Raw genomic sequence first — 23,641 nt, 5'->3', positions numbered from 1 at the left:
AGGCCAGAAACTTGAACTCGACGAGCGCACTAGGCGATAACAACGCGGAACAGCGTCAAGCCGCACAAGCTTCGCAGGTGCCGCGGATTTCGATCGTCGTCTTCGCCGGCTTGAACTTTTGGCTGCGCACCCAGCCCATCAGGCGGTGATCCACTTCATGATCGTGGAATTCGATCACCTGTCCGCAGCTTTCGCAGATCGCGAAGGCAACGATGCCGTGGCTGTGGCAGTCTTCGCCCGGATGGGCGCAGGCGACGAAGGAGTTGATGCTTTCCAGCCGATGCACGACGCCATATTCCAGCAGCTTGTCCAGCGCCCGGTAGACCTGCAGCGGTGCGCGAAAACCCTGGTCGCGCAATTTGTCGAGGATCGTGTAGGCGCTGAGCGGCCCCTCGGCTTTCTCCAGCACATCGAAAACGAGCGCCTGATTGCGAGTGAGTTGAGGTGCGTTCATGAGCCTTGTCCTTGCAGGTTCCTGCGCCCGCGCCAGGCGGGAAGCAGGCTCAGAATGAAGAGAATGAGGGCGGCCACCACGATCGACGGGCCGGAGGGCGTATCATAGGTCAGCGAGCCGAACAGCCCGCCGACAACGGCAACCGCGCCGATCAGCGAAGCGAGCACGGCCATCAGCTCCGGCGTCGAGGAGAAGCGCCGGGCGGTCGCTGCCGGAATGATGAGAAGCGATGTGATCAACATGATGCCGACGATCTTCATGGCAATGGCGATGACGACGGCCATCAGAAGCATGAAGAACAGCCGCGCCCGCTCCGGCCGCAAGCCTTCGGCTTCGGCGAGTTCCGGATTGACGGTGGCGGCCAGCAGCGGCCGCCACAGCCAGGCGATCGCCGCCAGTACGAAGATGCCGCCGCCCCAGATGAGCGCGATATCGGTTGTCGAGACGGCGAGGATATCGCCGAACAGGAAGGCAATGAGATCGATGCGCACCCAGGTCATGAAGGCGACCATGACGAGACCGATCGCCAGCGTCGCATGCGAGAGAATGCCGAGCAGCGCATCGGCCGATAGCGCCTGACGCTTCTGCAGGAAGAGCAGCAGGATCGAGACAACAGCCGCAACGACGAAGACGGCCAGCGTCAAGTTGAGTTCAAAGAGCAATGAAAGCGCCACGCCCAGCAATGCCGAATGGGCGATCGTATCGCCGAAATAGGCCATGCGCCGCCAGATGATGAAGCAGCCGAGCGGCCCCGTCGTTAGAGCCAGGCCGACGCCGGCGAGGATCGCGCGCACGAAGAAATCGTCAAGCACGACTGTCCTCCCCGCTTTTGGCCCCGCTCTGGAAATGCGTGTGCGTATGGGCGTGCGCTTCTGCATGCGCATGCTCGGAATGATTGACGTCGGCATCAGCGCGAGCATGGGCCTCGGCATGATCGTGCGCATGCGCATGCGGGTGATCATGTTCATGATCGTGATCGTGATCGTGGTGATGCCCATCCTCGGGATGGCAATGATCGGTCACCGATCCATCTTCATGCAGCACGCGCCCGTCGGGCAGATGCGTATGGTCGTGATGGTGGCTGTAGACCGCAAGCGTCTGCGCCGCGCGGCTGCCGAAAAGGCGGACATATTCCGGGCTCTGGCTCACCGTCTGCGGTGTGCCGCGGCAGCAGACATGGCCATTGAGACAGATGACGGTATCCGTCTCGGCCATCACCACATGCAGGTCGTGCGAGATCAGCAGGATGCCGCAGCCGGTCGTATTGCGGATCGACTTGATGAGGTCATAGAGCGCGATCTCGCCGGCAAAATCCACGCCCTGCACCGGCTCGTCGAGAACCAGAAGATCCGGCTTGCGAGCAATGGCGCGCGCCATCAGCGCCCGCTGGAATTCGCCACCGGAGAGGTGCTGCACCTGGGCATCCAGCATATGCGCCATACCGGACGCTTCGAGTGCCGCCATGATATCCGCCTCGGGCAGCGGCCCGGTCAGCGTCATCAGCCGGCGCACGGAAAGCGGCAAAGTCCAGTCGATCGCGAGCTTCTGCGGCACATAACCGACCTTGAGGCCGGCCTTTCTCATCACCTTGCCCTCATCGGCCTTCAACACGCCGATCGCGGCTTTCGCACTCGTCGATTTGCCGGAACCGTTCGGGCCGATCAGCGTGACGATCTCGCCGCGCGAAACGGAGAAATCCACACCGCGCACCAGCCAGCGGCCACCGCGGCGCACACCGACATTCTCGAGCGAAACCAGCGTTTCGGCCCTGCTATTGTCGGGACTATTTGCGGGAGAGAGCATCAAATTTTCCGAAAGTGCTGTTGCGTCCTGCTATTGCACACGTTATAGCATAACGCAATTGATGTAATAACATAACGACTGCAATTCAAGCGGAGCATTCTGATGAAACTGGCGACGGGCCTTACCCTCGCAATTCCGGCTCTTCTTTTCGCCGGGTCTCTCCAGGCGGCCGATGCCCCTGTCGTCGTCACCTCGATTAAGCCGGTCCATTCGCTGGTCTCAGCCATCATGGAAGGCGTTGGCAAGCCGGAACTGATCGTCGATGGCGCCGCCTCCCCGCACACTTATAATCTGAAACCCTCCAATGCCCGCGCCCTGCAGGATGCCAAGGTCATTTTCTGGGTCGGCCCGGGCCTCGAAGCCTTCCTCGAAAAACCGCTGCAATCGCTGGGTTCCGACGCGATTGTCGCTCGGCTCGACGAAGCCCCGGGTCTGGTGAAGCTGCCCTTCCGCGAAGGCGGGGCTTTCGAGGCTCATGATGATGCCGATGAACATGCTGAGGCCGATCACGATCACGATCATGAAACGGCCGAAGCCGGACATGACCACGATCATGAGCACGGCGCCTTCGACACTCATCTCTGGCTCGACCCCATGAATGCCGAGGCGATGGCAACCGAGATCACCACGACGCTGGTCGCCGCCGACCCGGAGAATGCGCTGACCTATGAGGCCAATGCCAAGGCGCTGGATGACAGGCTCGACGCGCTCGACAAGGAAATCGCCGCCACCGTGTCACCGGTGAAGGACAAGCCCTTTGTCGTCTTCCATGATGCCTATCAATATTTCGAGCACCGCTACCATATCCGCGTCGCCGGCTCGATCACCGTCAGTCCCGAGACCATTCCGGGCGCCGAGCGCGTCTCGGAAATCCACAAGAAGATCGGCGATCTCGGCGCGACCTGCGTCTTTGCCGAACCGCAATTCCAACCACGCCTCGTCAACGTCGTCATCGAGGGCACCAAGGCCAAGTCGGGCGTGCTGGACCCGGAAGCCGCCACCCTGCCCGCCGGCCCGGATCTCTATTTCACCCTCATGCGTGGCATTGCCGCCAGCATGAAGGATTGCCTCTCCAGGGCTGCCTGATCGGAGGCCGGTTTTCCGAAAGGAGCCGGCACCAGTTGGCGAGGATGCCTCGGCGCGACCTGCCGAACTTGCAGCCTCCCCGCGAGCGCTGCGGCGAAAGAAGGCGGTGACACCCCCGTACCGCCTTTTTTGTCAAATAAGCATGTTACGTTATAACATAATAGGAGCATATCATGGATAAGCGACTTCCCGTCACCGTCCTCTCCGGCTTCCTCGGCGCCGGCAAGACGACGCTGCTCAACCACGTCCTCTCCAACCGCGAAGGTCTGCGCGTCGCCGTCATCGTCAACGACATGAGCGAGGTGAATATCGATGCGGCGCTCGTGCGCGATGGCGGCGCCAATCTCTCGCGCACCGAAGAGCAGCTGGTGGAAATGACCAATGGCTGCATCTGCTGCACGCTGCGCGATGATCTGTTGAAGGAAGTGCGCCAGCTCGTCGAACAGGGCCGCTTCGACTACCTGCTGATCGAATCCACTGGTATTGCCGAGCCGCTGCCCGTTGCCACCACGTTCGAATTCCGAGATGAGAATGGCCACAGCCTCTCCGACATCGCTCGCCTCGATACGATGGTCACCGTCGTCGATGCGGCCAACCTGCTCGCCGATTATGCTTCCGCCGATTTCCTTGCCGACCGCGGCGAAATCGCCGGCGACGGCGACAACAGAACCATCGTCGATCTCCTCGTCGAACAGATCGAGTTCGCCGATATCGTCGTGCTGAACAAGGTCAGCACCGCGAGCGAAGACCAGCACGCCGCCGCCCGGAGGATCATCACCGGCCTCAACCCGGATGCCCGCATCATCGAGACCGATTTCGGCATGGTGGCGCTGAAGGACGTGCTCGGCACCAACAGCTTCGATATCGAAAGGGCCGAGACGCATCCGCTCTGGTACAAGGAACTGCACGGCTTCAGGGACCATGTTCCGGAAACCGAGGAATACGGCATCCGCTCCTTCGTCTACCGCGAAAGGCGTCCCTTCCACCCGGCAAGACTGCAGACCTTCCTCGACAAGAGCTGGCCGGGCGTGGTGCGCGCCAAAGGTTTCTTCTGGCTCGCAACCCGCCCCCATTATGTCGGCGAGATCAGCCAGGCCGGCCCCATCGTCCGCACCGGCAAGATGGGCCTCTGGTGGACTGCCGTGCCGCGGAATCAATGGCCAGACGCGCCCGGCTTCCTCAGCGCCATCGATCCCTATCTCGACCCCATCTGGGGCGACCGCCGCCAGGAAATCGTCTTCATCGGCGCTGATCCGATGGACGAAAGCTGGATCCACGCGGAGCTCGACGCTTGTCTGGTGGAAGCCGATGCATTCACGCCCGAGCGCTGGCGTAACCTGCATGACCCCTTCGTCAGCTGGAGCCGACAAGCGGCATGAAGGCGATAACGATCCGACCCTACCGGTGCCTCTGCATAGAGTGCGAGCCCCTGCCGCCGATCGAGGGGCTGCATCCTTTGACCTATGGAGATGAGAGGCAGGATGAAGCGCGCAAACCGAAGGGCTTTCTTGCTGTTATCGCCGCGCGGGTAACGTCGCGAGGGCGAGACTAAGAAATTGCGGCCCAACCGCTCTCGAGATGAATCTTTATGCAGCTCTGCTTGATGATCTTTTTTTCATCATCCGGAATTCAATAAATGGGCAAGGCGAGACGAAGCCCAATGCCTCGCCGGCCCGATCTCCTGCAATCACAGGGTTCCCCTGCAATTCCCGCGACTGGCATACCGCTTGCACCGGTTTCACCGAAAACCACCGGATGCACCATGCCGCCTATCCTCACTGATCTCCTGCTCGCAGCCACCCTCGCGCTCAGCCTGCGGCGCTTCATCCTTCCTTATGTGGTGGAGGATGACATCGTCAGGGCTTCAGCCCCGGTGACAATGGTCGCAAGCGCAGTGTTTCTCGCCGCACTCGCGCTCACCTGCTCGGACAAGACATTCTGGAGCGCGGCGGTCACGCTCACGGGTGGAGCGTTGCTGGCCTTCATCCTTGACGACAGATGGCCAAAGCTCGCCGTTGCCGCCGCAGCCGCCTGCCTTCTCGCGTACCTGAGTATGCGCTAAGCTGCGGCATCCTCCCGCTTGCCGCTCTTCGGCAATGCGCGCGCAACAGCGCTTAGCAGATCCGTCTGCGAAATTACCCCCCGGATTCGCCTCTCCTCATCGACGATAATGACTGCATGCGTGCGCCCGTCCGTCAGATCCGGCAGCAGTCCCATCGCCACGTCATCAGCATGGGCCGTCGTCGCCGGCGAGACCAGCCGCTCCACCGAGCCCGAGGCAAGCGCAAGCTCTCTCAAGCCCACCGTACCGATCAGCTTTCCGGCCTCATCGCGAACCGGCAAAGTCCTTATGTTGTGATTCAACAGCAGCCAACGCGCCTGCTCAACCGTCGCATCGGCATCGATGGCGATCACATCACGCGACATGATATCGGCGCAGCGAATCTCGGCATTCGAGCGCGCTACAGCCTCAAATTCCACCTGGCGCAACAGCCGGGCGAGATCGGCGCGGTCGATATCGAACGTCTCGTTGAACTTGGCGAGTGCCGCATCGAGATCCTCTTCCTGGAAACCGACGCGTTCAGTCGGCGGTCGGTCCGCCGTCTGGTGCGTGTTGACGGGCGCTGCCGCCACATGCGGATAATTGTGCCGCGACAGCTTGTGGAAGACGAGGCCGAGCGCCACCAGCAGGCAGGAATTGAGCGCCACCGGCACGAAGGGAAAGAGCATGCCCCAGCTGGCGACGACAGGGCCGCCGAGCACGGCGGTCAGCGCCGCCGCCCCGCCCGGAGGATGCAGGCAGCGGGTAAAGGACATGGCGGCAATCGCCAGCGATACGCCAACCCCGGTCGCAATAATCGGATCATGGATCAGGCTTGCCGCCGCAACGCCCATGATCGCCGAAATCGTATTGCCGCCGATGATCGACCAGGGCTGCGCGAGCGGGCTTGCCGGCACCGCAAAGAGCAACACGGCCGAAGCCCCCATGGGCGCCACGATCAGCGGCAGATGTGAACCCTCGCCAAAGAGCGCGCCGCATAGCAAGCCGGTCAGCGCAATGGAAACGAGCGCGCCGAGACAGGCGAGCAGCCGGTCGCGCAGCGTCGCGCCCGCAAGGATCGGATGAAACAGCCGCGAGATGGAGAGCCGGCGGGGCGTCTCGTCTGGATTTGGTATGCGCATGAAGAACTCTTTGAAGTCGGCTAGGGAGGCGGATGGAGGACGCCGCTATTGCAGCGTGGCGGGAGGATTGGCGGACATGAGCATGATCTGCTCGAAGACCTGCAGCGGCTTGGATCGCCGCTCGCGTCGGGAAATCAGCAGAGTATCGACGGGACCGAGCCGATGAATCGTGACCTCGGCTCTCCAGGGCAGCATGTCGAGCACCGAGCGCGGCATGACGCCGACGGCATTGCCGGCGACGACTTGCGCCAGGATCGCATGATAGGAGGTCATTTCCACCGTCGGCAGGCTCGCGCCGGCCCTGATCCATCGCTCGGCAATCTGCCGGTAGGTGCAGCCAGGCTCGAGCGCTGCAAGCGCCGGAAGACGGATATCCTGCGGTGCGGCGACGGAGGCATGATGCGGCGGCAGCACGAGCAGCAGATCCTCCTCGCAGACGCGCGCCCGATGCAGGTCATCGGCGTCGACCCCGGCAGACGATAGCCAGCCGGGCTCGCCCTGTGGTGTCGCAATCAGCGCGCAATCGAGCTCGCCGGATATGACGGCTTTTGTCAGCTCCCGCGTGGCGCCGAGTGTGAGCTTCAGGGAAATATCGGGGTTCTCGTCGTTGAAGCGGGCAAGCACGGGCGGAAGCCGGCTCGCCGCCGTGCTTTCCATCGTGCCGAGACGTAAGATCGGCTGCGGGCGGGCGCTCTTCAGGGCAAGCCGCGCTTCTTCCGCCAGCGCCGTCAGCCGCTTCGCATAGGAGAGGAAGAGCTGCCCTTCGGGCGTCAACGTCATGCGCTTGCCATCGCGGCTGAAGAGCACGGCATGCATCTGCCCTTCCAGGGCCTGAATACGGGTCGTCACATTGGACGGCGCACGCGAAAGCCGCTTGGCCGCGCGCGTGACGCTGGCCTCTTCGGCAACGACAAGGAAAATTTCCAGGGAAGACAGATCCACATCGATCTCGCTTGATGAACGAATTCATCCAATATTCCAAAATGGAGAATGATCGCAATCGCGGAAGCGTTCAAAATCGTCGCAGGAAGTGAAAACTTCTTCCGGTCAAGCAGCCGGATGCAGAAAGACGAACCAGACGCCTTGAATATGGGCTTAGAGGACGATGGAATCCGGCCGGTCGTTTCCCTGCGTTCGACAGAAGGAAACGAAATCCCGGAGGAAGCGTTCGGCGGCGTACCGGTTGGCGGGACGATTTAGAATCTCCCGGATCGATTCCGGCGTCTCGTTCATGACGGGAAGTCGGAAGAACAGGTTTTCGTTGAAATTGGCGCTGATGGTCGAAAGCACGGTTCGCAGAATGGTCAGCATGTCGTCTCCCCGGTGGGAGGCGTGCGCGAGAGCGATCGGCTTGCCCACGACCTGATCTCCGGAAACGAGCCAGTCAATCGCATTTTTCAGACCGCCGGGAATGCTGCGAACATATTCGGGGCTGGAGATGAGAAGTCCGTCACAGTCGGAAATCATTCGCATGAAGGTCCGAACGCTGTCGGGCAGATCGGGTCCTTCCAGATCAGGCGAAAACACGGGCAAATCGCCGACACCGTCGAAAACATCGATGGTGATGTCGTCAGGGGCAATGGTTTGCATTGCCCTCAACAATGCCGTGTTGGTGGACGCGTGTCGCGCACTGCCGGAAATCGCAAGTATCTTCATCATGTGACGTTAGCGCCCCGGGTATACACCGGCAATCCGTCGTTTCGCGATTGCCAGAATTCTCGGCGACTGCCGCAAAACTCCTGATTTTCCCAACATTGGATCTGGCTGTGTTGCGTCGACGGAGATGACGGCGAGGAAGCTTCTCTCCGCCGCAGCCATCACCAACTGCGCGCAGCGGATTGGGGCAGTCAGCAATCCAGCCAAGCTTCGAGGCCATCCAGCGTCTGCAGCCCGTATTCGACCGCGCCGAAGCCGATGACGAACCGGCGCCGCTCGGGGCTGGGATGAAGCTGGCGCATGGTCAGCACCGTCTTGCCGTCGGACTGCTCATCGAAAGTGACCGTGACACGGAAACGGTCGGGGTCGTTGGGATCGGGCGTGCCATAGTCCATCACGATCCGCTCGTTCGGCACGATCTCCCGAAAGCGCATGAGGTTCGGGAAGCGCCTCTCCTGGCCCTCGAACACGCCCACCATATCGAAGCGCCAGATCCCACCTTCGCGGATATCGGCTTCGTGGCTCTCGATTCCAAGGCCGGTCGGGCCGTACCATTCGGCAAGCGCCTTGGGATCCATCCAGGCCGCGAAAACCTTCTCGCGTGGGTGATTCAGCAGCTTGACCAGCACGATCTCGCGATCGAGCGACCAGGTGTCAAACAGGTTTGCCATGTCCTTCATCATCCTCTTCGGTCTTGTCCAGATAGGCTTCCAGCCGATCCAGCCGCTCGGTCCAGCGCCGCCGCTCCGCTAGCATCCAGTCCGCCGCCTCGTCGAATCGCGCCTGCACCAGCCGGCACCAGCGGCTACGTCCGCGCTTCTCGCTGGCGATCAGCCCGCAGTCCTCCAGCACCTTGAGATGCTGGGCGAAGGAGGGCAGCGCCATGTCGAAAGGCTCGGCCAGGACGCTGACCGGCACCTCGCCCTCAGCCAGCCGCGACACCACCGCGCGGCGGGTCGGGTCGCTAAGAGCATGAAAGGCAAGGTCGAGGGGAGTCGAGTGGTGAGGCATGTGATCTATTAAAACGAGTTCAGCCGCGGGTCAAGGACAATAAGGTAGTTGCCTTAGTGTCGAAACTCGATATAAAGGCACTTACCTTAGTATCGACCCCGACCAACCCTCCTAAGGAGAGTTTCAATGGCAGTACGTGTTGATCTAATGATTTCGCTCGATGGTTTCGCAACAACGACGGACCAGACCCCTGAAGTCCCGTTCGGCGAGGATTGGCCGCGTCTCGTCGGTGCCTATGTCGCAACGCGAACGTTCCGGGAGCGGGTATTCAAGGATACCAGCAGGGCTGGGACCACCGGTCTCGATGACGATTACGCGAGAGACTACTTCGCTAATGTGGGTGCCGAGATCATGGGCGCCGGCATGTTTGGCCTCCACAATTTCCCCGACGATCCGAACTGGCGCGGATGGTGGGGCGAAGAGCCGCCCTTTCGGGTTCCGGTCTTCGTTCTCACCCATAAAGCTCGCCCCTCCATAGAGATGGCTGGTGGCACGACTTTCCATTTCATCAACACCACTCCGGCTGAGGCGCTGCAACAGGCTGCTAAAGTGGCGGGCGGCAAAGACGTGCGCATTGGCGGCGGCCCAACAGTCGTTCGCGATTTTCTGAAAGCAGGTCTTGTCGACCGCCTGCATGTTGCAATCACGCCGATTCTGCTTGGGCGCGGCATATGCCTGTGGAACGATCTGCGTGGCTTGGAAATTGGCTACACAGTCAGATCGGAAACGGCGCCGAGCGGCGTCATCCACATTACCTTCCAACGCTAACCCGTGACTTGCTGAGATCATGGACTGTCGACAAGTGGTCCATGATCTCGGCGTCTCGAGCGCTTCCAGCGGGCGAAGGAAGTGCTCTCGCTGCTGCTCGGCGTCTTCGGCACCATCGTCGGCTATTATTTCGGTTCGGGAAACCCCGAGACCTCCGGCCGGTACCCTTCGAACTGCCGAGCCCGGATCTGTCGCCCTGCCGGTCGGACCGGCGGGCCAAAGGGCGGCCGTACCCGCCCTCTCCGGGTCTCGCGTGAGATCAGTGATTGGCGGCGATGATGCTGGTGATCAGGCCGGTGGCGACGCCGACGAGAAGATAGTCGTTATCGGCCTTCACCCAATGATAGCCGCGCGGCGGCGGTGCCAGGCGGTAGCGACGGTAGTCGCGAACTTCGCCGTAGCGGCCGCGCTCGGCAGCCGACATGCGGTAGCCCTTCGACCAATGATGCGGACGGACCACGACCTTCTCATGGACGACCTTCTTGTGGACCACGACCGGCGGACGATGATGATCGGCGGCGCTGGCCTGCGATGCGATAATCGGCGAGAGCAGGAAAGAAGCGGAAAGAAGAGCTGCAAAAATCTTTTTCATGAGGGGTTCCTCGTGTTGAACACAGCCCGAAATTACGCCTACGAAAATGAACGAAAACTGAAAATAAAATTAAAAATATGTAACAGAATCGGTATCTTATTACTATTTTCTAAAGTTATAATCGCGGGCTAACGAAGCGTGGTGACATCATGGCATCGGGGATCACATCTGCGTAATTGGTCGTGATGAGGATTCGACAGAGGCGGCGCAGCGTCCCTTCTCCCCAGCGGGGAGAAGGGAGATCACCAAAAGATCATCGCCATATTGATGACGTCGGTATAGTGCCCCTCGACGCAGAAAGCATCGCGGCTCACCCCTTCCCGCACGAAACCCACCCTCTCATAGAGCCGGATTGCCCGCACATTATCCGCATGCACGCCCAATTCGATGCGGATCATACCTGCTTCCCGCGCCGCCTCTATCGCCGCCTCGATCAGCCGCCGGCCGAGCCCTTTCTCGCGATAATCCGACAGCAAGCCCATGCCGAGAGAGCCGCAATGGGCACGCGAGGGAAAGAAATGCCGGCGGATATCGCACCAGCCGACCAGCGCGTCGCCATCGAGAGCGACGAGATGCACGTTGCCGTTCGCCATCGACGACAACGCGAACTTGCGTGTGTCCTCAAGCGGCGGGGCTTCCAGCAGGGTCAGGTATTTCCGCTCCCGCGCTACGATATCGAGAGCCCGGTGAAAGCTCTCGATATGTGCTTCGGTCATCCGCTCGATACGGATATCGTCCATCGCCCTTCTCACAGTTCCTCGTAGTTGAACCAGTCGAAATCGGCCGTCCTTGCCCGGCCCGACGTATCGAAGGCGAAGACGCCGGCAAAGGCGCCGGTAAACGAGCCATGCTCGCCGCGCCCGCCCTCATCCGAGACGACGCCGGCGTCGAGCACCGGGCCGATCGGCTGCCAGGCGCCCTTGCCCTCCGTCTGCCAGAAGAATTGCAGGTCGTTGTCGCGGATTTCCATGGCCAGCTGCACGCGGCCATCGGCCGGGATCGCCACGCCGGCATCCGCCGGAAAGGTCATCCGTCCGTTCGGATAGTCGCCATCGCAGGAGAAGATCGTGACACAGCGGCCGAGCTTCTCATGCAGCGTCACGACGACGGCATGGAACTTGTGGCGATTATAGTAATGTGTCAGGCCGGCCACCTGCTGATAGGTATCCGGCGTGAACTCGACCACCGTCTCGGCACGGAAACTGTGGTGTTCCTGCCGGCGGGCGACCAGCGCCTGTTCGAACCAGGAGCCGATGCTTTCACGGCCGATCAGGCGCAGGTGGCCGGGACGCTCCGTCAGGTTGAAGATGCGCTCGGGCTGCGGCGTGCGCAGCCACTGGAAATCGGCCGGCAGCGTGCCGCCATCGAAATTATACTCGCTGCGAACAGGCTTTTCGGTCCGCTCGGCACCGCCGAGACCCGGCACCTCGACATCGGGAACAACAGTTCCGTTTTCCAGATAGAGCCACCCATCCTCGCGCCACTGACACTTCTGCAGCGCGGTTTCGCGCCCCAGCGTGCAGCGGCGCTTCGGCGGCAGCGGCCGGCCGCAGAGATGCGTGTGATAGACCTGGCCATCGGGCGTCTCGACATATTGCCCATGCCCTGCCCGCTGCAGCACCGCTTCCGGATGATCTTTTGAGGTGATCAGATGCCGGTTCGGATGCAGTTCATAGGGGCCGTCGATATTGCGGGAGCGCGCCATCGTGACTGCGTGGTCGTAGCCGGTGCCGCCTTCGGCGGTCGTCAGGTAGTACCAGCCGTTCTTCTTGAACAGATGCGGGCCTTCGACGAGACCGAGCGGGCTGCCGGCGAAGATGTTCTTGATCGGGCCTTTCAGCGACTTTGTCTGAGCATCCCATTCCTGCAGGAGGATGCCGTCGAAAGCCGGCGACTTCGGCGAGCCGCCATAGCTTTCCGTGCGGTGGTTCCACTGCATGTTAATGAACCATTTGCGCCCGTCATCGTCATGGAAGAGCGACGGGTCGAAGCCCGAGGAATTGACATAGACCGGCTCCGACCATTCACCCTCGATAGTGGGCGAGGTCACGATGTAATTATGCGCATCCTTGAAGTTGCCGTCGAAACGCTTCACGTCGGTATAGACCAGCCAGAACTGTCCGTCCGCATAGGAAAGACATGGCGCCCAGATGCCGCAGCTGTCGGGGTTGCCGCGCATGTCGAGCTGCGAAGCGCGCTCCAGCGGCCGGCGCACCAGCTTCCAGTTCACCAGATCGCGCGAATGATGGATCTGCACGCCAGGATACCATTCGAAGGTGGAAGTCGCGATGTAATAATCATCGCCGACGCGGCAAATGGACGGATCGGGGTTGAATCCGGGCAAGATGGGATTGCGGATCATGGCGGCTCCTCCTCTGAGCAACAGTTTCTGCTGCACGTACATCAAATTATACCTGGAAAACGCCCGGGGTTTTGCCCCGGGCGTTGAAACTCATTCCAGCTCAGCCGACTTGGCCCAGAGATTGATGTCGGCTTCCTTGGCGTAGACATCGATTTCCTTGAGCTCCTCGGCGGTGAAATTGAGATTGTCGAGCGCTGCGACGCAATCGACGATCTGCGAGGAACGGCTGGCGCCGATCAGCGCCGACGTCACGCGCCCGCCGCGCAGCACCCAGGCGATCGCCATCTGCGCCAGCGTCTGGCCGCGCTTTTCGGCGATCTCGTTGAGCTTCCTGATATTGTCGATGATCGCGGAGCGAATGAAATCCTTCTTGAGGAAGTGGTTCTGCGCCGCGCGGCTGTCGGAGGGAATGCCGCCGAGATATTTCGTCGTCAGCATGCCCTGGGCAAGCGGCGAGAAGACGATCGAGCCCATGCCGACTTCGTCAAGCGTATCGAGCAGCTTGTCGTCCTCGACCCAGCGGTTGAGCATGGAATAGCTCGGCTGGTGAATGAGGCACGGCGTGCCGAGATCCTTCAAAATCGCGGCTGCTTCGCGGGTGCGCTGCGAATTATAGGAGGAAATGCCGACATAGAGCGCGCGGCCGGAGCGTACGATATAGTCGAGCGCGCCGCAGGTTTCTTCGAGCGGGGTGTCCGGATCGAAACGGTGCGAATAGAAGATATCGACATAGTCGAGGCCCATGCGTTCCAAGCTCTGGTCGCAGGAAGCGACGAGATACTTGCGGCTGCCCCACTCGCCGTAAGGACCCGGCCACATATCGTAACCCGCCTTGGAGGAGATGATCAGCTCGTCACGCAACCCGGCAAAATCGGTGCGCAGGATTTCGCCGAAGGCAGTCTCGGCGCTGCCGGGAGGCGGGCCGTAATTATTGGCGAGATCGAAATGGGTGATGCCGAGATCGAAGGCCGTGCGGCACATGTCGACCTTGCGGTCATGCGGCGTGTCGCCGCCGAAATTGTGCCAGAGGCCGAGGGAAACGGCCGGCAGCTTCAGGCCGGAACGGCCCGTGCGATTATACTTCATCTTCGAATAGCGGTCTTCGGCGGGTTGCCAGCTCATCTTAGGTCTCCTCAACCTATAAAGTGCTTCTCTTCCGTATCCGCGCGGGGCGGCGGTCGAAAGCTGAAAACGTCGCTGCCCCTCGTGTGGGGCCGGGCGCGACGGCACTATTGGATCAAGCACGCCGATACGGCAAGCGCGTAGCGCGTGTTCTCGACGACTTCACGTAAGACGTTGGGCCCTGCCCTCACACGCCGTCATGTCTGGGCAAGCCCTGTCCGCATATGCCGTCATGCTCGGCCCTGTGCCGAGCATGTGCTGAGCCCTCGGCAGATGTCAAAGACAAGCCCGAGGATGACGAGACCATTGAGCAAGCGCGCCGCACGACAAGCATACGGCGCACTCCTCGCCTTACTTCAACAGCGCCAGAGCCTCTTCGATACCGAGAGCGGCCGGCTGCGTGCAGGTGGTCGTCAGATCGACGAACCGGCCTTCCGCGCCCGACTTCAGGATCGAGGTCATGATATCGACGCCATGAAGCGTACGGTCGAGCGAGCAGCGTGCATCGCGGCCCTCGATCAGCGACATGGCCATGTCGGCAAGACCGGCCGTGCGGTAATTGGCGCGCGGGCCATTTGGGCTTTCCTGGTTGAACTTGCCGAAGGGGTGATCCCAGCCAGTGACCTCTTTGATGTCCTTGTTGCGGCCGCTGGCCTCGACGACACCGCCGAAAAAGTTCGGGTCCGGCACGTAGAGAGAACCATCGGTGCCGTAGAGCTCCATATTGGCATGGCGGTGTGACCAGACATCCCAGCTCGCCGTCAGCGTGACCGTGGCGCCCGAGACGAATTCGAGCAGCGCCTGGATCGTCGTCGGCGTCTTGACCGGGATCACCTCGCCGTTGCGCGGCTGGCTGGTGATGGTGCGGGTTTCCGACGCCATCGAGGTCATGGCGCCGACGCGCTTCACCGGTCCGATCAGGTTGATCAGGTTGGCGATGTAATAGGGACCCATGTCGAGAATCGGGCCGCCGCCCGGCAGGAAGAAGAAGTCAGGGTTCGGGTGCCACATTTCCATGCCCGGACCCATGACATAGCAGGCGCCAGACGTGATGCGGCCGATACCGCCGTCATCGACGAACTTGCGGGCAAGCTGATGCGCGCCGCCGAGGAAAGTATCCGGCGCGCAGCCGACGGCGAGCCCCTTTTCCTTCGCGATGCGGCGAAGGTCTTCGCCCTGCTCCAGCGACAGTACGAGCGGCTTTTCCGAATAGACGTGCTTGCCGGCTTCGAGCGCTGCTTTCGATACCGGATAATGCGCGTCCGGGATCGTCAGGTTGACGACGACGTCGATCTCGTCATTAGCAAGAAGCTCTTCAATCGTCTGTGCCGTCACGCCATATTCTTCGGCGCGAAGCTTGGCTGCCTGCGCGTTGATATCGGCGCAGGCGAGCACCTTCAGCCCCTTGAAGAGCGGTGCCAGCGAAAAATAGGTGGTGGAGATATTGCCGCATCCAATGATGCCGACGCCAAGTTCCTTGGTCATGGTCTGCCTCAGTAGCTCTTGAAGGAAGCGATCGAGCGCGTGATGTTACGGTCGATATCGTTGGGATTGTCGTGCTCGACGACGAAATGCCGGGCCTTAGTCTTTGCCTTGACCACCGGAAGCAGTTTCGCCCAGCCGATCGTGCCGTGGCCCACATCGGCCCAGCCGCCTTCGTCGGTCGCTTCGCCTGCCGGCGCGATGTCCTTGACGTGGACTGCGCTGATGCGGGGCCCAAGCTTCTCGACCCATGCATAGGGGTCCGCACCGCCGCGAACGACCCAGGCGATATCCGCTTCCCAGGAAATATCCGGCGCGCCCTCGAAGATGCGCTCGATCGGCAGCGACCCGTCGGAGAGCTTCACGAATTCGAAGTCGTGATTGTGCCAGCCGAACTCATAACCCGCATCCTTGTAGGGCTTGCTCATTTCCTGCAGGCGCTTGCCAAAGGCGAGCCAGCCGGCCGCATCCGTCGGGCGCTGGTCGGGCATCAGGTGCGGCGCATAAATCGAATCCATGCCGAGAATCTTGGCAATCTGCAGCGACTTCTCGACGCTGCCCTCGAGGAAGTCGGGGCTGAAATGGCCGGTTGCCATCACGAGGCCGTTCTTGTCGAGATCCGCGCGCAGGCCCTTCAGGCCGGCCTCGTCCAGTTCGGCATAGATGCCGCCGAAACCTTCGACTTCGGCATAACCGGCCTTGCCGAGCTTTTCGAAAATCGCCGACAGCGGCGGGAAATTGCGGGCGCTATAGAGCTGATAGCTGAGCTTGGTCATGTCATCCTCCTCGGGCCTCGTGCCCGTTCTCACGTAAGATCAATCTGCCGACTGGCAGGAATGCAGGTCGTAGAAGCGGAATTCCGGCAGCTTATCCCCCTCTAGGGGCTTTGCCGGGGTAAAGGTGATGCGGCGGCTTTCGCCCGCCGCAAGGTCGAAAGCATTGTCGGAATATTTGCCGTCCGTATCGGTCTCGATCATCACGAAGAGCGCCAGTCCCTTAGCGGTGACGGTGAGATCGACTGAGCCGTTCTCCTCGACAAATTCGCGGATCACCGAGAGACCCGCCGGCTCCAGTTCCAGAGCCTTGTAGGTGCCGTTGACATAATGTCCCTCGCCGCCCATGCCGTTGGACGCGGTGAAGTGCCAGGCAAGCAGCGTGCCCTCGGGTATCTCGGACATGTCGAGCGTCGCTGCAGTGCAAGCCGCATCCGGCGCGCACATGGCCTGGACGTTCTTCAGATGCTTGCGCTCGCCCTTCATCGTCAGGATGGAAATTGCGAGATCGACGCTGACATCGGCAAGCGTATCGTTGACCAGCGAGAAGCGGATCGACTTGCCGTCATCGGAGGGGATCGCGGCAACTGCCACCGGCTGGAAGAAGCGCTTGACGAGATAGTGCATCGCCTTCCAGCGACCGCCGTAATCGAGGCTCGACCAGGAGGCGACCGGCCAGGTATCGTTGAGCTGCCAGTAGATCGTGCCCATGCAATGGGGTTTGAGCGATCGCCAATATTCCACGGCCGTCTTGATCGCCAGGCCCTGCTGGATCTGAGAGAGATAGACGAAATTCGGAAAATCCTTGGGGAAGCGGAAGTAGCGGAACATCGTGCCGGCAATGCGCTCATTGCCGCCGGCGTTCTTCTGGTGCAATTCCATGACGGGCGATGCCACGTTCATGTCCTTCGGGTCGGCATAGGTCTTGATGACCGGCAACGACGTATAGGACTGGAAGCCGAATTCCGAGCAGAAGCGCGGACGCACCGAGCGGTAATTGTCGAACGACTTGTTTTCGTGCCAAACCGACCAGTAGTGCATGTCGCCGGAACCATCGGCATGCCAGGCATCGCCGAAATCGAGATAGCCGGAAGCCGGGCTGGACGGCCACCAGATGGCGCCCGGCAGCGCCTTCTTCACCGCCTGTTCGATCGTGCGGTTCAGGCGGTCGTAGGAAACGAGATAGCGATCGCGATCCCTACGGGACTCCTCGAACCATGTCAGCGCGCCGACCAGCTCGTTATCGCCGCACCAGAGCGCGATCGAGGCATGCGAGGACAAGCGGCGAACCTGGTAATCCACCTCGACGGCAACATTCTCCAGGAAGTCGTCGGTCGAGGGATAGAGGTTGCAGGCGAACATGAAGTCCTGCCAGACCATCAGGCCGAGCCGGTCGCAGATATCGTAGAACCAGTCGTGCTCGTAGAACCCGCCGCCCCAGACACGGATCATGTTCATGTTGGCGGCCTTGGCCGACTGCAGCAGATCCTCGGTCTTTTCCTGAGACGATAGCGAGAAGAGCGCATCGGCCGGGATCCAGTTGGCGCCGCGGCAGAAGATTTCGTGTCCGTTGACCTTGAAGGCAAAACGACTGCCGGCAGCGTCCGGCGTGGTGATGAGTTCGATGGTCCTGAGGCCGATCTGCTTCGTCACGCTGTCGGACGGCAGTTCCACGGTCAGCGTGTAGAGCGCCTGCTCGCCGCTGCCCGAAGGCCACCAGAGGCGCGGATTATCGATCTGGAAGACGTGATTGACATTCGTCTCGCCAGTAGCGACGCCGACATCGAGCCGCACGCGCTCGCCATCGAGATCGAAATGCAGCTGGGCGATGCCGGGATCCCTAGCAAAGAGCGTTGCCGTGACCTGTAGCTCTACCGAACCGTCGGCATTATGCGTCTGGCGCGTCAGCACATGCTCGATGCGCGCCGTTTCCAGCTTCTTCACCGCAATCGTGCCGTAAAGGCCGAGCGGCGCAATGGCGATATTCCAGTCCCAACCGAAATGGCACTGCGGCTTGCGCAGCATGTTACCATCAGGGATCGGCGAGTTACCCGTGCTGTAGGGAATGTAGAAAGGCTGCTGCTTCTGCCGCGCAGCACCAACGGCAACGTTCGAGGCAAAGACGATGCGTATCGAATTGTCGCCTGATTTCAGCATGCTCGACACATCGGGCCGGTAGCGACGGAAGCTGTTATCGGCTTCGAGCGCCAGAAAGCCGTTGACGTAGACGCTGGCGACCGTGTCGAGATAGTCGATGTCGAGATACCAGTCACCCTCTGCATCAACAAGCGTAAAGTTCCGCTCGACGATCCATTCGCGATGCGCCACCCATTGGACCACCTGCTCATTGCGCCCGAAATAGGGATCGGGAATGAGATTGGCCCGGTGCAGCGCCGTATGCACGTCGCCCGGAAGCGTGATCGCGCATTTCGCTTCGCCGTCGCCGGAAGAGAGTTGCCAGGAGCCAGATAGGTCAATGGAGGTCGTGGACTGGGTCATTGCTTGATCTCGATCTTGGACGAGGGACGGCGCCCTCCTGATGATTGAGCCGGAACAGAGGATGTCCCCGCCGGTGCCGGAGCAAGTCCCGCACCCTGCCCCTCCCCGTGAGCCGGCATAGGCCGGTGGGGAGAGGATGGTCTTTTCATTCTGCGTTGCCGCCAGGCCGGGCAGTGTCGGCGGACTCAGGCGAAGATGCCACCACCCTCGCCTTCACTAGGCTCTGGTCAAGGTCTCAGATGCGGTTTTCCGTCGTCGCGTCGAAAAGTGACGCAAGCGACATGTCGAAATTGAGCTTCACCTTGGCGCCGACATTGAAGCGTCGCGCACCGTTGACGCGCACCGACATCGTGTGGCCGGCGTGCTTCAGCCAGAGCAGATTATCCGCGCCCATGGGTTCCTCGATATCGACGGTGGCATCATGTTCTTCACCACCCGTATTCTCGTTGACCTTGATGTGCTCGGGGCGAACGCCGAGCACCACCTTGCGGCCGGGCTGCAGCGTTTCACCGGCGTCGTAGCCGGCGAGCGAGAAATTGACGCCGTTGGCCGTAAAGGCCATCCCGCCGCCCATGCTGACCAATTCGCCGCGCAGGAAGTTCATCGACGGCGAGCCGATGAAGCCGGCGACGAACAGATTGCGCGGCCTGTTGTAGATCGTCGTCGGATCGTCGAGCTGCTGAATGATGCCGCTCTTCATGATGGCGATACGGTCAGCAAGCGTCAGTGCCTCGATCTGGTCGTGCGTGACATAGATCATGGTGTTCTTCAGCGACTGGTGCAGACGCTTGATTTCGACGCGCAATTCCGAGCGCAGCTTGGCGTCGAGGTTCGACAGCGGCTCGTCGAAGAGGAAGACGTCGACATCGCGCACGAGGGCACGGCCGATCGCCACACGCTGGCGCTGACCGCCGGAAAGCTCGGCCGGCTTGCGCTTCAGAAGCGGCTGGATCTGCAGGATCTCGGAGGCACGCGCCACCCGCTTGTCGATCTCGGCCTGCGGCACCTTGGCGACGCGAAGCCCGAAGGAGAGGTTCTTTTCGACGGTCATCTGAGGATAGAGCGCGTAGGACTGGAAGACCATGCCGATGCCGCGGTCCTTCGGCTCCTCCCAGGTGACGTTCTTGCCCTTGATGAAGATCTGGCCTTCAGAAGCATCGAGCAGGCCGGCGATGCAGTTGAGCAAGGTCGACTTGCCACAGCCGGAGGAGCCGAGCAACACCAGGAATTCGCCGTCGTTGATGTCGAGGTTGAGATCCTTCAGCACGCTGACCGATCCGAAATTCAGCGATAGATCCTTGATGGAGACGCTCGAATTGGAGACAGTTGAATTCATGTTCATGTGATCACCCCTTCACTGCGCCGGCGGCGATACCGCGAACGAAAAGCCGCCCGGAGACGAAATAGACGATCAGCGGCACCAGGCCGGTAAGGATCGTTGCTGCCATGTTGACGTTGTATTCCTTCACACCCTGGACGGAATTGACGATGTTGTTGAGCTGCACGGTCATTGGGTAGGTATCCGGCCGGGTGAAGACCACGCCGAACAGGAAGTCATTCCAGATGCCGGTCACCTGCAGGATCATCGCCACGACGAAGATCGGCAGAGACATAGGCAGCATGATCTTCAGGAAGATCTGCCAGAAGCCCGCCCCGTCGACGCGCGCCGCCTTGAACAGTTCCTCCGGCAGCGAGACGAAATAGTTGCGGAAGAGCAGCGTCAGGATCGGCATGCCGAAGATCGAATGGACGATGACGAGGCCGGTCAGCGTGCCGTAGATGCCGATCTCGCGCAGGATGATGACGATCGGATAGATCATCACCTGATACGGAATGAACGCGCCGATGATGAGGATAGAGAAGAAAAACTCGGATCCCTTGAAGCGCCAGTTTGCAAGCGCATAGCCGTTCACCGAGGCGATGGCGATCGAGATGATCACCGACGGCACGGTAATGCGCACCGAATTCCAGAACCCACGCGACAGGCCGTCGCAATTGAGCCCGGTGCAGGCTTCAGCCCAGGCTTTCACCCAAGGTTCGAAAGTGATCTCCATCGGCGGCGAGAAAATGTTGCCGAGGCGGATCTCCGGCATGCCCTTCAGCGATGTCACGACCATCACGTAGAGCGGCAGCAGGTAATAGAGCGCCGCGACGATCAACGTTCCGTAGAGCATGATATTGCGTGCCGACAGCGTCGGGCGCGGCTTCGGCCCGCTCGGGCCATCGCCGAGCCTTGACGAGACCGCATCGATGCCGGCGGCGGTAGTGTTGAGAGTTCCTATATTAGCCACGCTTGCGCCCTCCTCCGAATTCCAGGTAGGCCCAGGGAACGACAATGATCGCGACCGTAACGAGCATCATTGTCGATGCGGCGAAGCCCTGACCCAGATTCTGCGCCTGGAACATGTAGTCGTAGACGTATTTTGCTGGCACTTCCGACGAGATACCGGGGCCGCCCGATGTCTGCGCCACGACGAGGTCGTAAACCTTGACGATCCCGGAAGCGATGATGACGATCGTCGTGATGAAGACCGGCCGCATCATCGGAATGACGACGAGCAGATACGTCTTCCACATCGGGATTCCATCGACGCGCGCTGCTTTCCAGATATCCTCGTCGATGCCGCGCAGGCCGGCAAGCATCAGGCACATCACGAGCCCGGTTCCCTGCCACAGCGCCGCGATCAGAATGCCGTAGATGACGATTTCGGGCGTATAGAGCGGATTGAAGGTAAAGCTCGTCCAGCCGAGCGAGCGCACCACCGACTGAATGCCGAATTCCGGGTTCAGAACCCACTGCCAGACAAGGCCAGTCACGATGAAGGACAGCGCGAAAGGGTAAAGGAAGATAGTGCGGAAAGTGTTTTCGAAACGGATCTTCTGATCCATCAGCGCAGCGAGCACGAAACCGATGACCAGGCTGAAGATCAGGGAGAGAATGCCGTAAACGGCGAGGTTCTCGATCGCCGTCACCCAGCGGGGCGCTGCCCAGAGACGATGATACTGGTCGAGACCGACGAAGCTCAACCGTGGAAGCAGCTTGGAATTGGTGAAGGAATAAACGACCGTCCACAACGTGCCGCCGACAAAAATCACCAGCGCTGTCAGGATCATCGGTATGGATGCAATCTTGGCATTCAGATTGCGCAGTAACTTGATTGGCCGGCCTGCTTGCGCTTGACCCGTCATGAACACTTCTCCTCAAATCGCAACTGCGACCCGCGGCAGAACGGCATGAGGCCGTCTGCCATCCCTGCCCCGGATTTACCGGGACGCCGCAGAGACGCCGCCATCCGCCCATTCATCGGGAAGGATCCGGCTCTTGCGGAGCCGGATCGCAAAGGCAGCGAATCTATCGATCAGTCAGCCGAAGCGATGATCTCGGCGAAACGCTTCTGCGCAGCTTCCGGCGTCATCGACGGATTAGCGAAGAATTCGGAGAAGAGATCCTCCTTCTGCTTCTGGCTGTCGGCCGAGAGCAGCTGATCGGTGCCCTCGATGACGTTGCCCTTCGCCAGGATATCGAGACCCTTCTTCATGCAGTCGTTGGCGGCAGCAAGATCGACGTCGCCGCGAACCGGCAGAGAGCCTTTTTTCAGGTTGAAGGCAACCTGGGTCTTGGGATCGAGCAGGGTCTTGGCGAGCACGGCCTGAGCCTTGGACTTCTCCGCGTCCTTCAGGAGCGGGAAATAGAAGGCATCGCCGCCGGTCGAGATGATCTCGTTCACACCGAGGCCGGGCAGGCAGGTATAGTCAGTGCCAGCCTTTTGCCCGGCAAGCGCGAATTCGCCTTGCGCCCAGTCACCCATGATCTGGCCGCCGGCCTTGCCCGTGATGACGAGGTTGGTCGCCTGGTTCCAATCCTGAACGTTGCTGCCCTTGGACATGCGGCGGGCATCGTCGGCAGCCTTGAAGACCTTGGCGATCTCGGGACCGGCGGCAGCTTCCGCATCCTTGTCCTTGAAGACCTTGTTGAAGGTATCTTTGCCCGCAATGGCAACCATCAGCACGTCAAAGGCACCAGCGGCCTGCCAGGGCTGACCGCCCACTGCGAGAGGAATGATGCCTGCCTTTTCGAGAGCCGGAGCAGCGGCGACGAACTCGTCCCAGTTTTTCGGAACTTCAACGCCAGCCTTCTTGAAGGCCGCATTCGAAAGCCACAGCCACTGCCAGGAGTGGATGTTCACCGGCGCGCAATAGATCTTGCCATCGATGGTGCAGGAATCGAGCAGGCTCGACGGACGAACAATGTCCTTCCAGTGCTCTGCGGTCGCCACGTCGGTCAGGTCGCGCATCAGGCCAGCCTGGACGAGTTCCTCGGCCTGGCGGCCATGGTTGAACTGGGTGGCGCCCATTGGATCGCCGCCGGTGATGCGGCTGATCATGATCGGGCGGGCGGTGCCCCCGGAACCGGCGATAGCGCCATCGACCCAGTGGTTGCCGGTGGCGTCGAATGCCTTTGCCAGCTCGGCGACTGCAGCGGATTCACCGCCCGAGGTCCACCAGTGTGTGACTTCGAGATCGGTAGAGTTGGCGGCGCCGAACGGAAGCGCGACGGAAGCGGCAAGCACGGCCGCCATCATACGAATTTTCATGAGTTCTCCTCCCTCACTGAAACGTTGCCGGAAAAACTTAGAGCAATCGATTTATCCGCGCAACCGCCCGCTCGCAAAATTTTCTTCGAAAGGCGGCATTGCAGCCTTTGCGGGTAATCATCTGTTCCATCTTTGCTCAATAAGAGAAGTACAAGCAAGCGGTTTTGCAACTGCCATTTTTATCTATATGCCTGTTTTCGCGGATTAATTTTCAATCAATCCGACAATTTCAATCTTCGTAAATTTCGCAATTGC

General features: G+C 60.7%; 23 protein-coding genes. 4 read left to right on the top strand and 19 right to left on the bottom strand.

Annotated elements, in window-relative coordinates:
• Positions 1–55: 55 nt before the first annotated feature.
• The 3 genes from EV281_RS15595 to znuC are packed head-to-tail and all read right to left on the bottom strand — an operon-like array spanning position 56 to position 2,257.
• Positions 56–454, bottom strand: a complete 399-nt coding sequence (locus EV281_RS15595) for a Fur family transcriptional regulator (protein WP_132653982.1) — start codon at positions 452–454, stop codon at positions 56–58.
• On the bottom strand, positions 451–1,266 hold the full coding sequence (gene znuB / locus EV281_RS15590; RefSeq protein ID WP_132653981.1) for a zinc ABC transporter permease subunit ZnuB: 816 nt from the start codon (positions 1,264–1,266) through the stop codon (positions 451–453). Before znuB ends, EV281_RS15595 begins: the two co-directional genes overlap by 4 nt.
• Positions 1,259–2,257, bottom strand: a complete 999-nt coding sequence (znuC, locus tag EV281_RS15585) for a zinc ABC transporter ATP-binding protein ZnuC (RefSeq protein WP_165911895.1) — start codon at positions 2,255–2,257, stop codon at positions 1,259–1,261. Before znuC ends, znuB begins: the two co-directional genes overlap by 8 nt.
• Positions 2,258–2,359: 102 nt before the next feature.
• Here znuC and znuA point away from each other — a divergent pair, with 102 nt between their 5' ends.
• The 3 genes from znuA to EV281_RS15570 all read left to right on the top strand — a co-directional run bounded on the left by znuA (position 2,360) and on the right by EV281_RS15570 (position 5,405).
• Positions 2,360–3,343 carry a zinc ABC transporter substrate-binding protein ZnuA gene (gene znuA / locus EV281_RS15580; RefSeq protein WP_132653980.1) on the top strand — a complete coding sequence of 328 codons (984 nt, stop codon included), beginning with the start codon at positions 2,360–2,362 and terminating at the stop codon, positions 3,341–3,343.
• A gap of 173 nt (positions 3,344–3,516) precedes the next feature.
• Positions 3,517–4,722, top strand: a complete 1,206-nt coding sequence (gene zigA / locus EV281_RS15575) for a zinc metallochaperone GTPase ZigA (RefSeq protein WP_132653979.1) — start codon at positions 3,517–3,519, stop codon at positions 4,720–4,722.
• Between the two features lie 383 nt (positions 4,723–5,105).
• Entirely contained in the window at positions 5,106–5,405 is a 300-nt protein-coding gene (locus tag EV281_RS15570; protein ID WP_132653978.1) for a hypothetical protein, read from the top strand.
• On the opposite strand, the gene EV281_RS15565 is transcribed toward EV281_RS15570, so the two are convergent.
• The 5 genes from EV281_RS15565 to EV281_RS15545 all read right to left on the bottom strand — a co-directional run bounded on the left by EV281_RS15565 (position 5,402) and on the right by EV281_RS15545 (position 9,193).
• Positions 5,402–6,526: an HPP family protein gene (locus tag EV281_RS15565; protein ID WP_132653977.1), complete on the bottom strand. Its 1,125-nt coding sequence runs from the start codon at positions 6,524–6,526 to the stop codon at positions 5,402–5,404. The two genes, EV281_RS15570 and EV281_RS15565, sit on opposite strands and share 4 nt — an antisense overlap.
• A 45-nt stretch (positions 6,527–6,571) precedes the next feature.
• Positions 6,572–7,468, bottom strand: a complete 897-nt coding sequence (locus EV281_RS15560; protein WP_132653976.1) for a LysR substrate-binding domain-containing protein — start codon at positions 7,466–7,468, stop codon at positions 6,572–6,574.
• A 153-nt stretch (positions 7,469–7,621) separates the two neighbouring features.
• Complete coding sequence (locus EV281_RS15555; RefSeq protein WP_132654334.1) at positions 7,622–8,182, bottom strand: NADPH-dependent FMN reductase; 561 nt, start codon at positions 8,180–8,182, stop codon at positions 7,622–7,624.
• Between the two features lie 191 nt (positions 8,183–8,373).
• On the bottom strand, positions 8,374–8,862 hold the full coding sequence (locus EV281_RS15550; RefSeq protein WP_184327349.1) for an SRPBCC family protein: 489 nt from the start codon (positions 8,860–8,862) through the stop codon (positions 8,374–8,376).
• The gene (locus EV281_RS15545) at positions 8,837–9,193 is read right to left on the bottom strand and encodes a metalloregulator ArsR/SmtB family transcription factor (protein ID WP_132653974.1); all 357 of its coding nucleotides are present in this window, start codon (positions 9,191–9,193) and stop codon (positions 8,837–8,839) included. The genes EV281_RS15550 and EV281_RS15545 overlap by 26 nt, the downstream gene beginning before the upstream one ends.
• Before the next feature lie 126 nt (positions 9,194–9,319).
• Here EV281_RS15545 and EV281_RS15540 point away from each other — a divergent pair, with 126 nt between their 5' ends.
• A complete protein-coding gene (locus tag EV281_RS15540; RefSeq protein WP_132653973.1) occupies positions 9,320–9,961 on the top strand; it encodes a dihydrofolate reductase family protein in 642 nt (213 codons plus the stop codon).
• Positions 9,962–10,220: 259 nt separating this feature from the next.
• On the opposite strand, the gene EV281_RS15535 is transcribed toward EV281_RS15540, so the two are convergent.
• The 11 genes from EV281_RS15535 to EV281_RS15485 all read right to left on the bottom strand — a co-directional run bounded on the left by EV281_RS15535 (position 10,221) and on the right by EV281_RS15485 (position 23,386).
• Complete coding sequence (locus tag EV281_RS15535) at positions 10,221–10,553, bottom strand: RcnB family protein (RefSeq protein ID WP_132653972.1); 333 nt, start codon at positions 10,551–10,553, stop codon at positions 10,221–10,223.
• A gap of 242 nt (positions 10,554–10,795) precedes the next feature.
• The gene (locus EV281_RS15530; RefSeq protein WP_132653971.1) at positions 10,796–11,293 is read right to left on the bottom strand and encodes a GNAT family protein; all 498 of its coding nucleotides are present in this window, start codon (positions 11,291–11,293) and stop codon (positions 10,796–10,798) included.
• A gap of 8 nt (positions 11,294–11,301) precedes the next feature.
• The gene (locus EV281_RS15525) at positions 11,302–12,915 is read right to left on the bottom strand and encodes a glycoside hydrolase family 43 protein (protein ID WP_132653970.1); all 1,614 of its coding nucleotides are present in this window, start codon (positions 12,913–12,915) and stop codon (positions 11,302–11,304) included.
• Between the two features lie 90 nt (positions 12,916–13,005).
• Entirely contained in the window at positions 13,006–14,037 is a 1,032-nt protein-coding gene (gene mgrA / locus EV281_RS15520; RefSeq protein ID WP_132653969.1) for an L-glyceraldehyde 3-phosphate reductase, read from the bottom strand.
• A gap of 351 nt (positions 14,038–14,388) precedes the next feature.
• A complete protein-coding gene (locus tag EV281_RS15515) occupies positions 14,389–15,522 on the bottom strand; it encodes a Gfo/Idh/MocA family oxidoreductase (RefSeq protein ID WP_132653968.1) in 1,134 nt (377 codons plus the stop codon).
• Between the two features lie 8 nt (positions 15,523–15,530).
• The gene (locus EV281_RS15510; RefSeq protein ID WP_132653967.1) at positions 15,531–16,295 is read right to left on the bottom strand and encodes a sugar phosphate isomerase/epimerase; all 765 of its coding nucleotides are present in this window, start codon (positions 16,293–16,295) and stop codon (positions 15,531–15,533) included.
• Between the two features lie 39 nt (positions 16,296–16,334).
• Positions 16,335–18,791: a glycoside hydrolase family 2 protein gene (locus EV281_RS15505; RefSeq protein ID WP_132653966.1), complete on the bottom strand. Its 2,457-nt coding sequence runs from the start codon at positions 18,789–18,791 to the stop codon at positions 16,335–16,337.
• A 235-nt stretch (positions 18,792–19,026) separates the two neighbouring features.
• Positions 19,027–20,133, bottom strand: a complete 1,107-nt coding sequence (locus EV281_RS15500) for an ABC transporter ATP-binding protein (protein WP_132653965.1) — start codon at positions 20,131–20,133, stop codon at positions 19,027–19,029.
• A 4-nt stretch (positions 20,134–20,137) separates the two neighbouring features.
• Positions 20,138–21,082, bottom strand: a complete 945-nt coding sequence (locus EV281_RS15495; protein WP_132653964.1) for a carbohydrate ABC transporter permease — start codon at positions 21,080–21,082, stop codon at positions 20,138–20,140.
• Entirely contained in the window at positions 21,075–21,980 is a 906-nt protein-coding gene (locus tag EV281_RS15490) for a sugar ABC transporter permease (RefSeq protein WP_132653963.1), read from the bottom strand. Before EV281_RS15490 ends, EV281_RS15495 begins: the two co-directional genes overlap by 8 nt.
• Positions 21,981–22,150: 170 nt before the next feature.
• Positions 22,151–23,386 (bottom strand): ABC transporter substrate-binding protein, encoded by a 1,236-nt coding sequence (locus tag EV281_RS15485; RefSeq protein ID WP_132653962.1) that lies wholly within the window; start codon positions 23,384–23,386, stop codon positions 22,151–22,153.
• Between the last annotated feature and the right edge of the window lie 255 nt (positions 23,387–23,641).

The organism is Rhizobium sp. BK418, assembly GCF_004341105.1.
Lineage (GTDB): Bacteria > Pseudomonadota > Alphaproteobacteria > Rhizobiales > Rhizobiaceae > Rhizobium.
Note: the sequence above shows the minus strand (reverse complement) of the source record. Positions and strands in the feature narration are given on the sequence as shown.

Excerpts from the sequence above, each read along its gene's own strand:
- EV281_RS15525 (WP_132653970.1), bottom strand. The coding sequence starts at position 12,915 with ATGATCCGCAATCCCATCTTGCCCGGATTCAACCCCGATCCGTCCATT.
- EV281_RS15565 (WP_132653977.1), bottom strand. The coding sequence starts at position 6,526 with ATGCGCATACCAAATCCAGACGAGACGCCCCGCCGGCTCTCCATCTCG.
- EV281_RS15515 (WP_132653968.1), bottom strand. The coding sequence starts at position 15,522 with ATGACCAAGGAACTTGGCGTCGGCATCATTGGATGCGGCAATATCTCC.
- EV281_RS15505 (WP_132653966.1), bottom strand. The coding sequence starts at position 18,791 with ATGACCCAGTCCACGACCTCCATTGACCTATCTGGCTCCTGGCAACTC.
- EV281_RS15595 (WP_132653982.1), bottom strand. The coding sequence starts at position 454 with ATGAACGCACCTCAACTCACTCGCAATCAGGCGCTCGTTTTCGATGTG.
- EV281_RS15570 (WP_132653978.1), top strand. The coding sequence starts at position 5,106 with ATGCCGCCTATCCTCACTGATCTCCTGCTCGCAGCCACCCTCGCGCTC.
- EV281_RS15540 (WP_132653973.1), top strand. The coding sequence starts at position 9,320 with ATGGCAGTACGTGTTGATCTAATGATTTCGCTCGATGGTTTCGCAACA.
- EV281_RS15550 (WP_184327349.1), bottom strand. The coding sequence starts at position 8,862 with ATGAAGGACATGGCAAACCTGTTTGACACCTGGTCGCTCGATCGCGAG.
- EV281_RS15535 (WP_132653972.1), bottom strand. The coding sequence starts at position 10,553 with ATGAAAAAGATTTTTGCAGCTCTTCTTTCCGCTTCTTTCCTGCTCTCG.
- EV281_RS15530 (WP_132653971.1), bottom strand. The coding sequence starts at position 11,293 with ATGGACGATATCCGTATCGAGCGGATGACCGAAGCACATATCGAGAGC.
- EV281_RS15555 (WP_132654334.1), bottom strand. The coding sequence starts at position 8,182 with ATGAAGATACTTGCGATTTCCGGCAGTGCGCGACACGCGTCCACCAAC.
- EV281_RS15490 (WP_132653963.1), bottom strand. The coding sequence starts at position 21,980 with ATGACGGGTCAAGCGCAAGCAGGCCGGCCAATCAAGTTACTGCGCAAT.
- znuC (WP_165911895.1), bottom strand. The coding sequence starts at position 2,257 with ATGCTCTCTCCCGCAAATAGTCCCGACAATAGCAGGGCCGAAACGCTG.
- EV281_RS15485 (WP_132653962.1), bottom strand. The coding sequence starts at position 23,386 with ATGAAAATTCGTATGATGGCGGCCGTGCTTGCCGCTTCCGTCGCGCTT.
- EV281_RS15500 (WP_132653965.1), bottom strand. The coding sequence starts at position 20,133 with ATGAACATGAATTCAACTGTCTCCAATTCGAGCGTCTCCATCAAGGAT.
- znuA (WP_132653980.1), top strand. The coding sequence starts at position 2,360 with ATGAAACTGGCGACGGGCCTTACCCTCGCAATTCCGGCTCTTCTTTTC.
- EV281_RS15545 (WP_132653974.1), bottom strand. The coding sequence starts at position 9,193 with ATGCCTCACCACTCGACTCCCCTCGACCTTGCCTTTCATGCTCTTAGC.
- zigA (WP_132653979.1), top strand. The coding sequence starts at position 3,517 with ATGGATAAGCGACTTCCCGTCACCGTCCTCTCCGGCTTCCTCGGCGCC.
- EV281_RS15510 (WP_132653967.1), bottom strand. The coding sequence starts at position 16,295 with ATGACCAAGCTCAGCTATCAGCTCTATAGCGCCCGCAATTTCCCGCCG.
- mgrA (WP_132653969.1), bottom strand. The coding sequence starts at position 14,037 with ATGAGCTGGCAACCCGCCGAAGACCGCTATTCGAAGATGAAGTATAAT.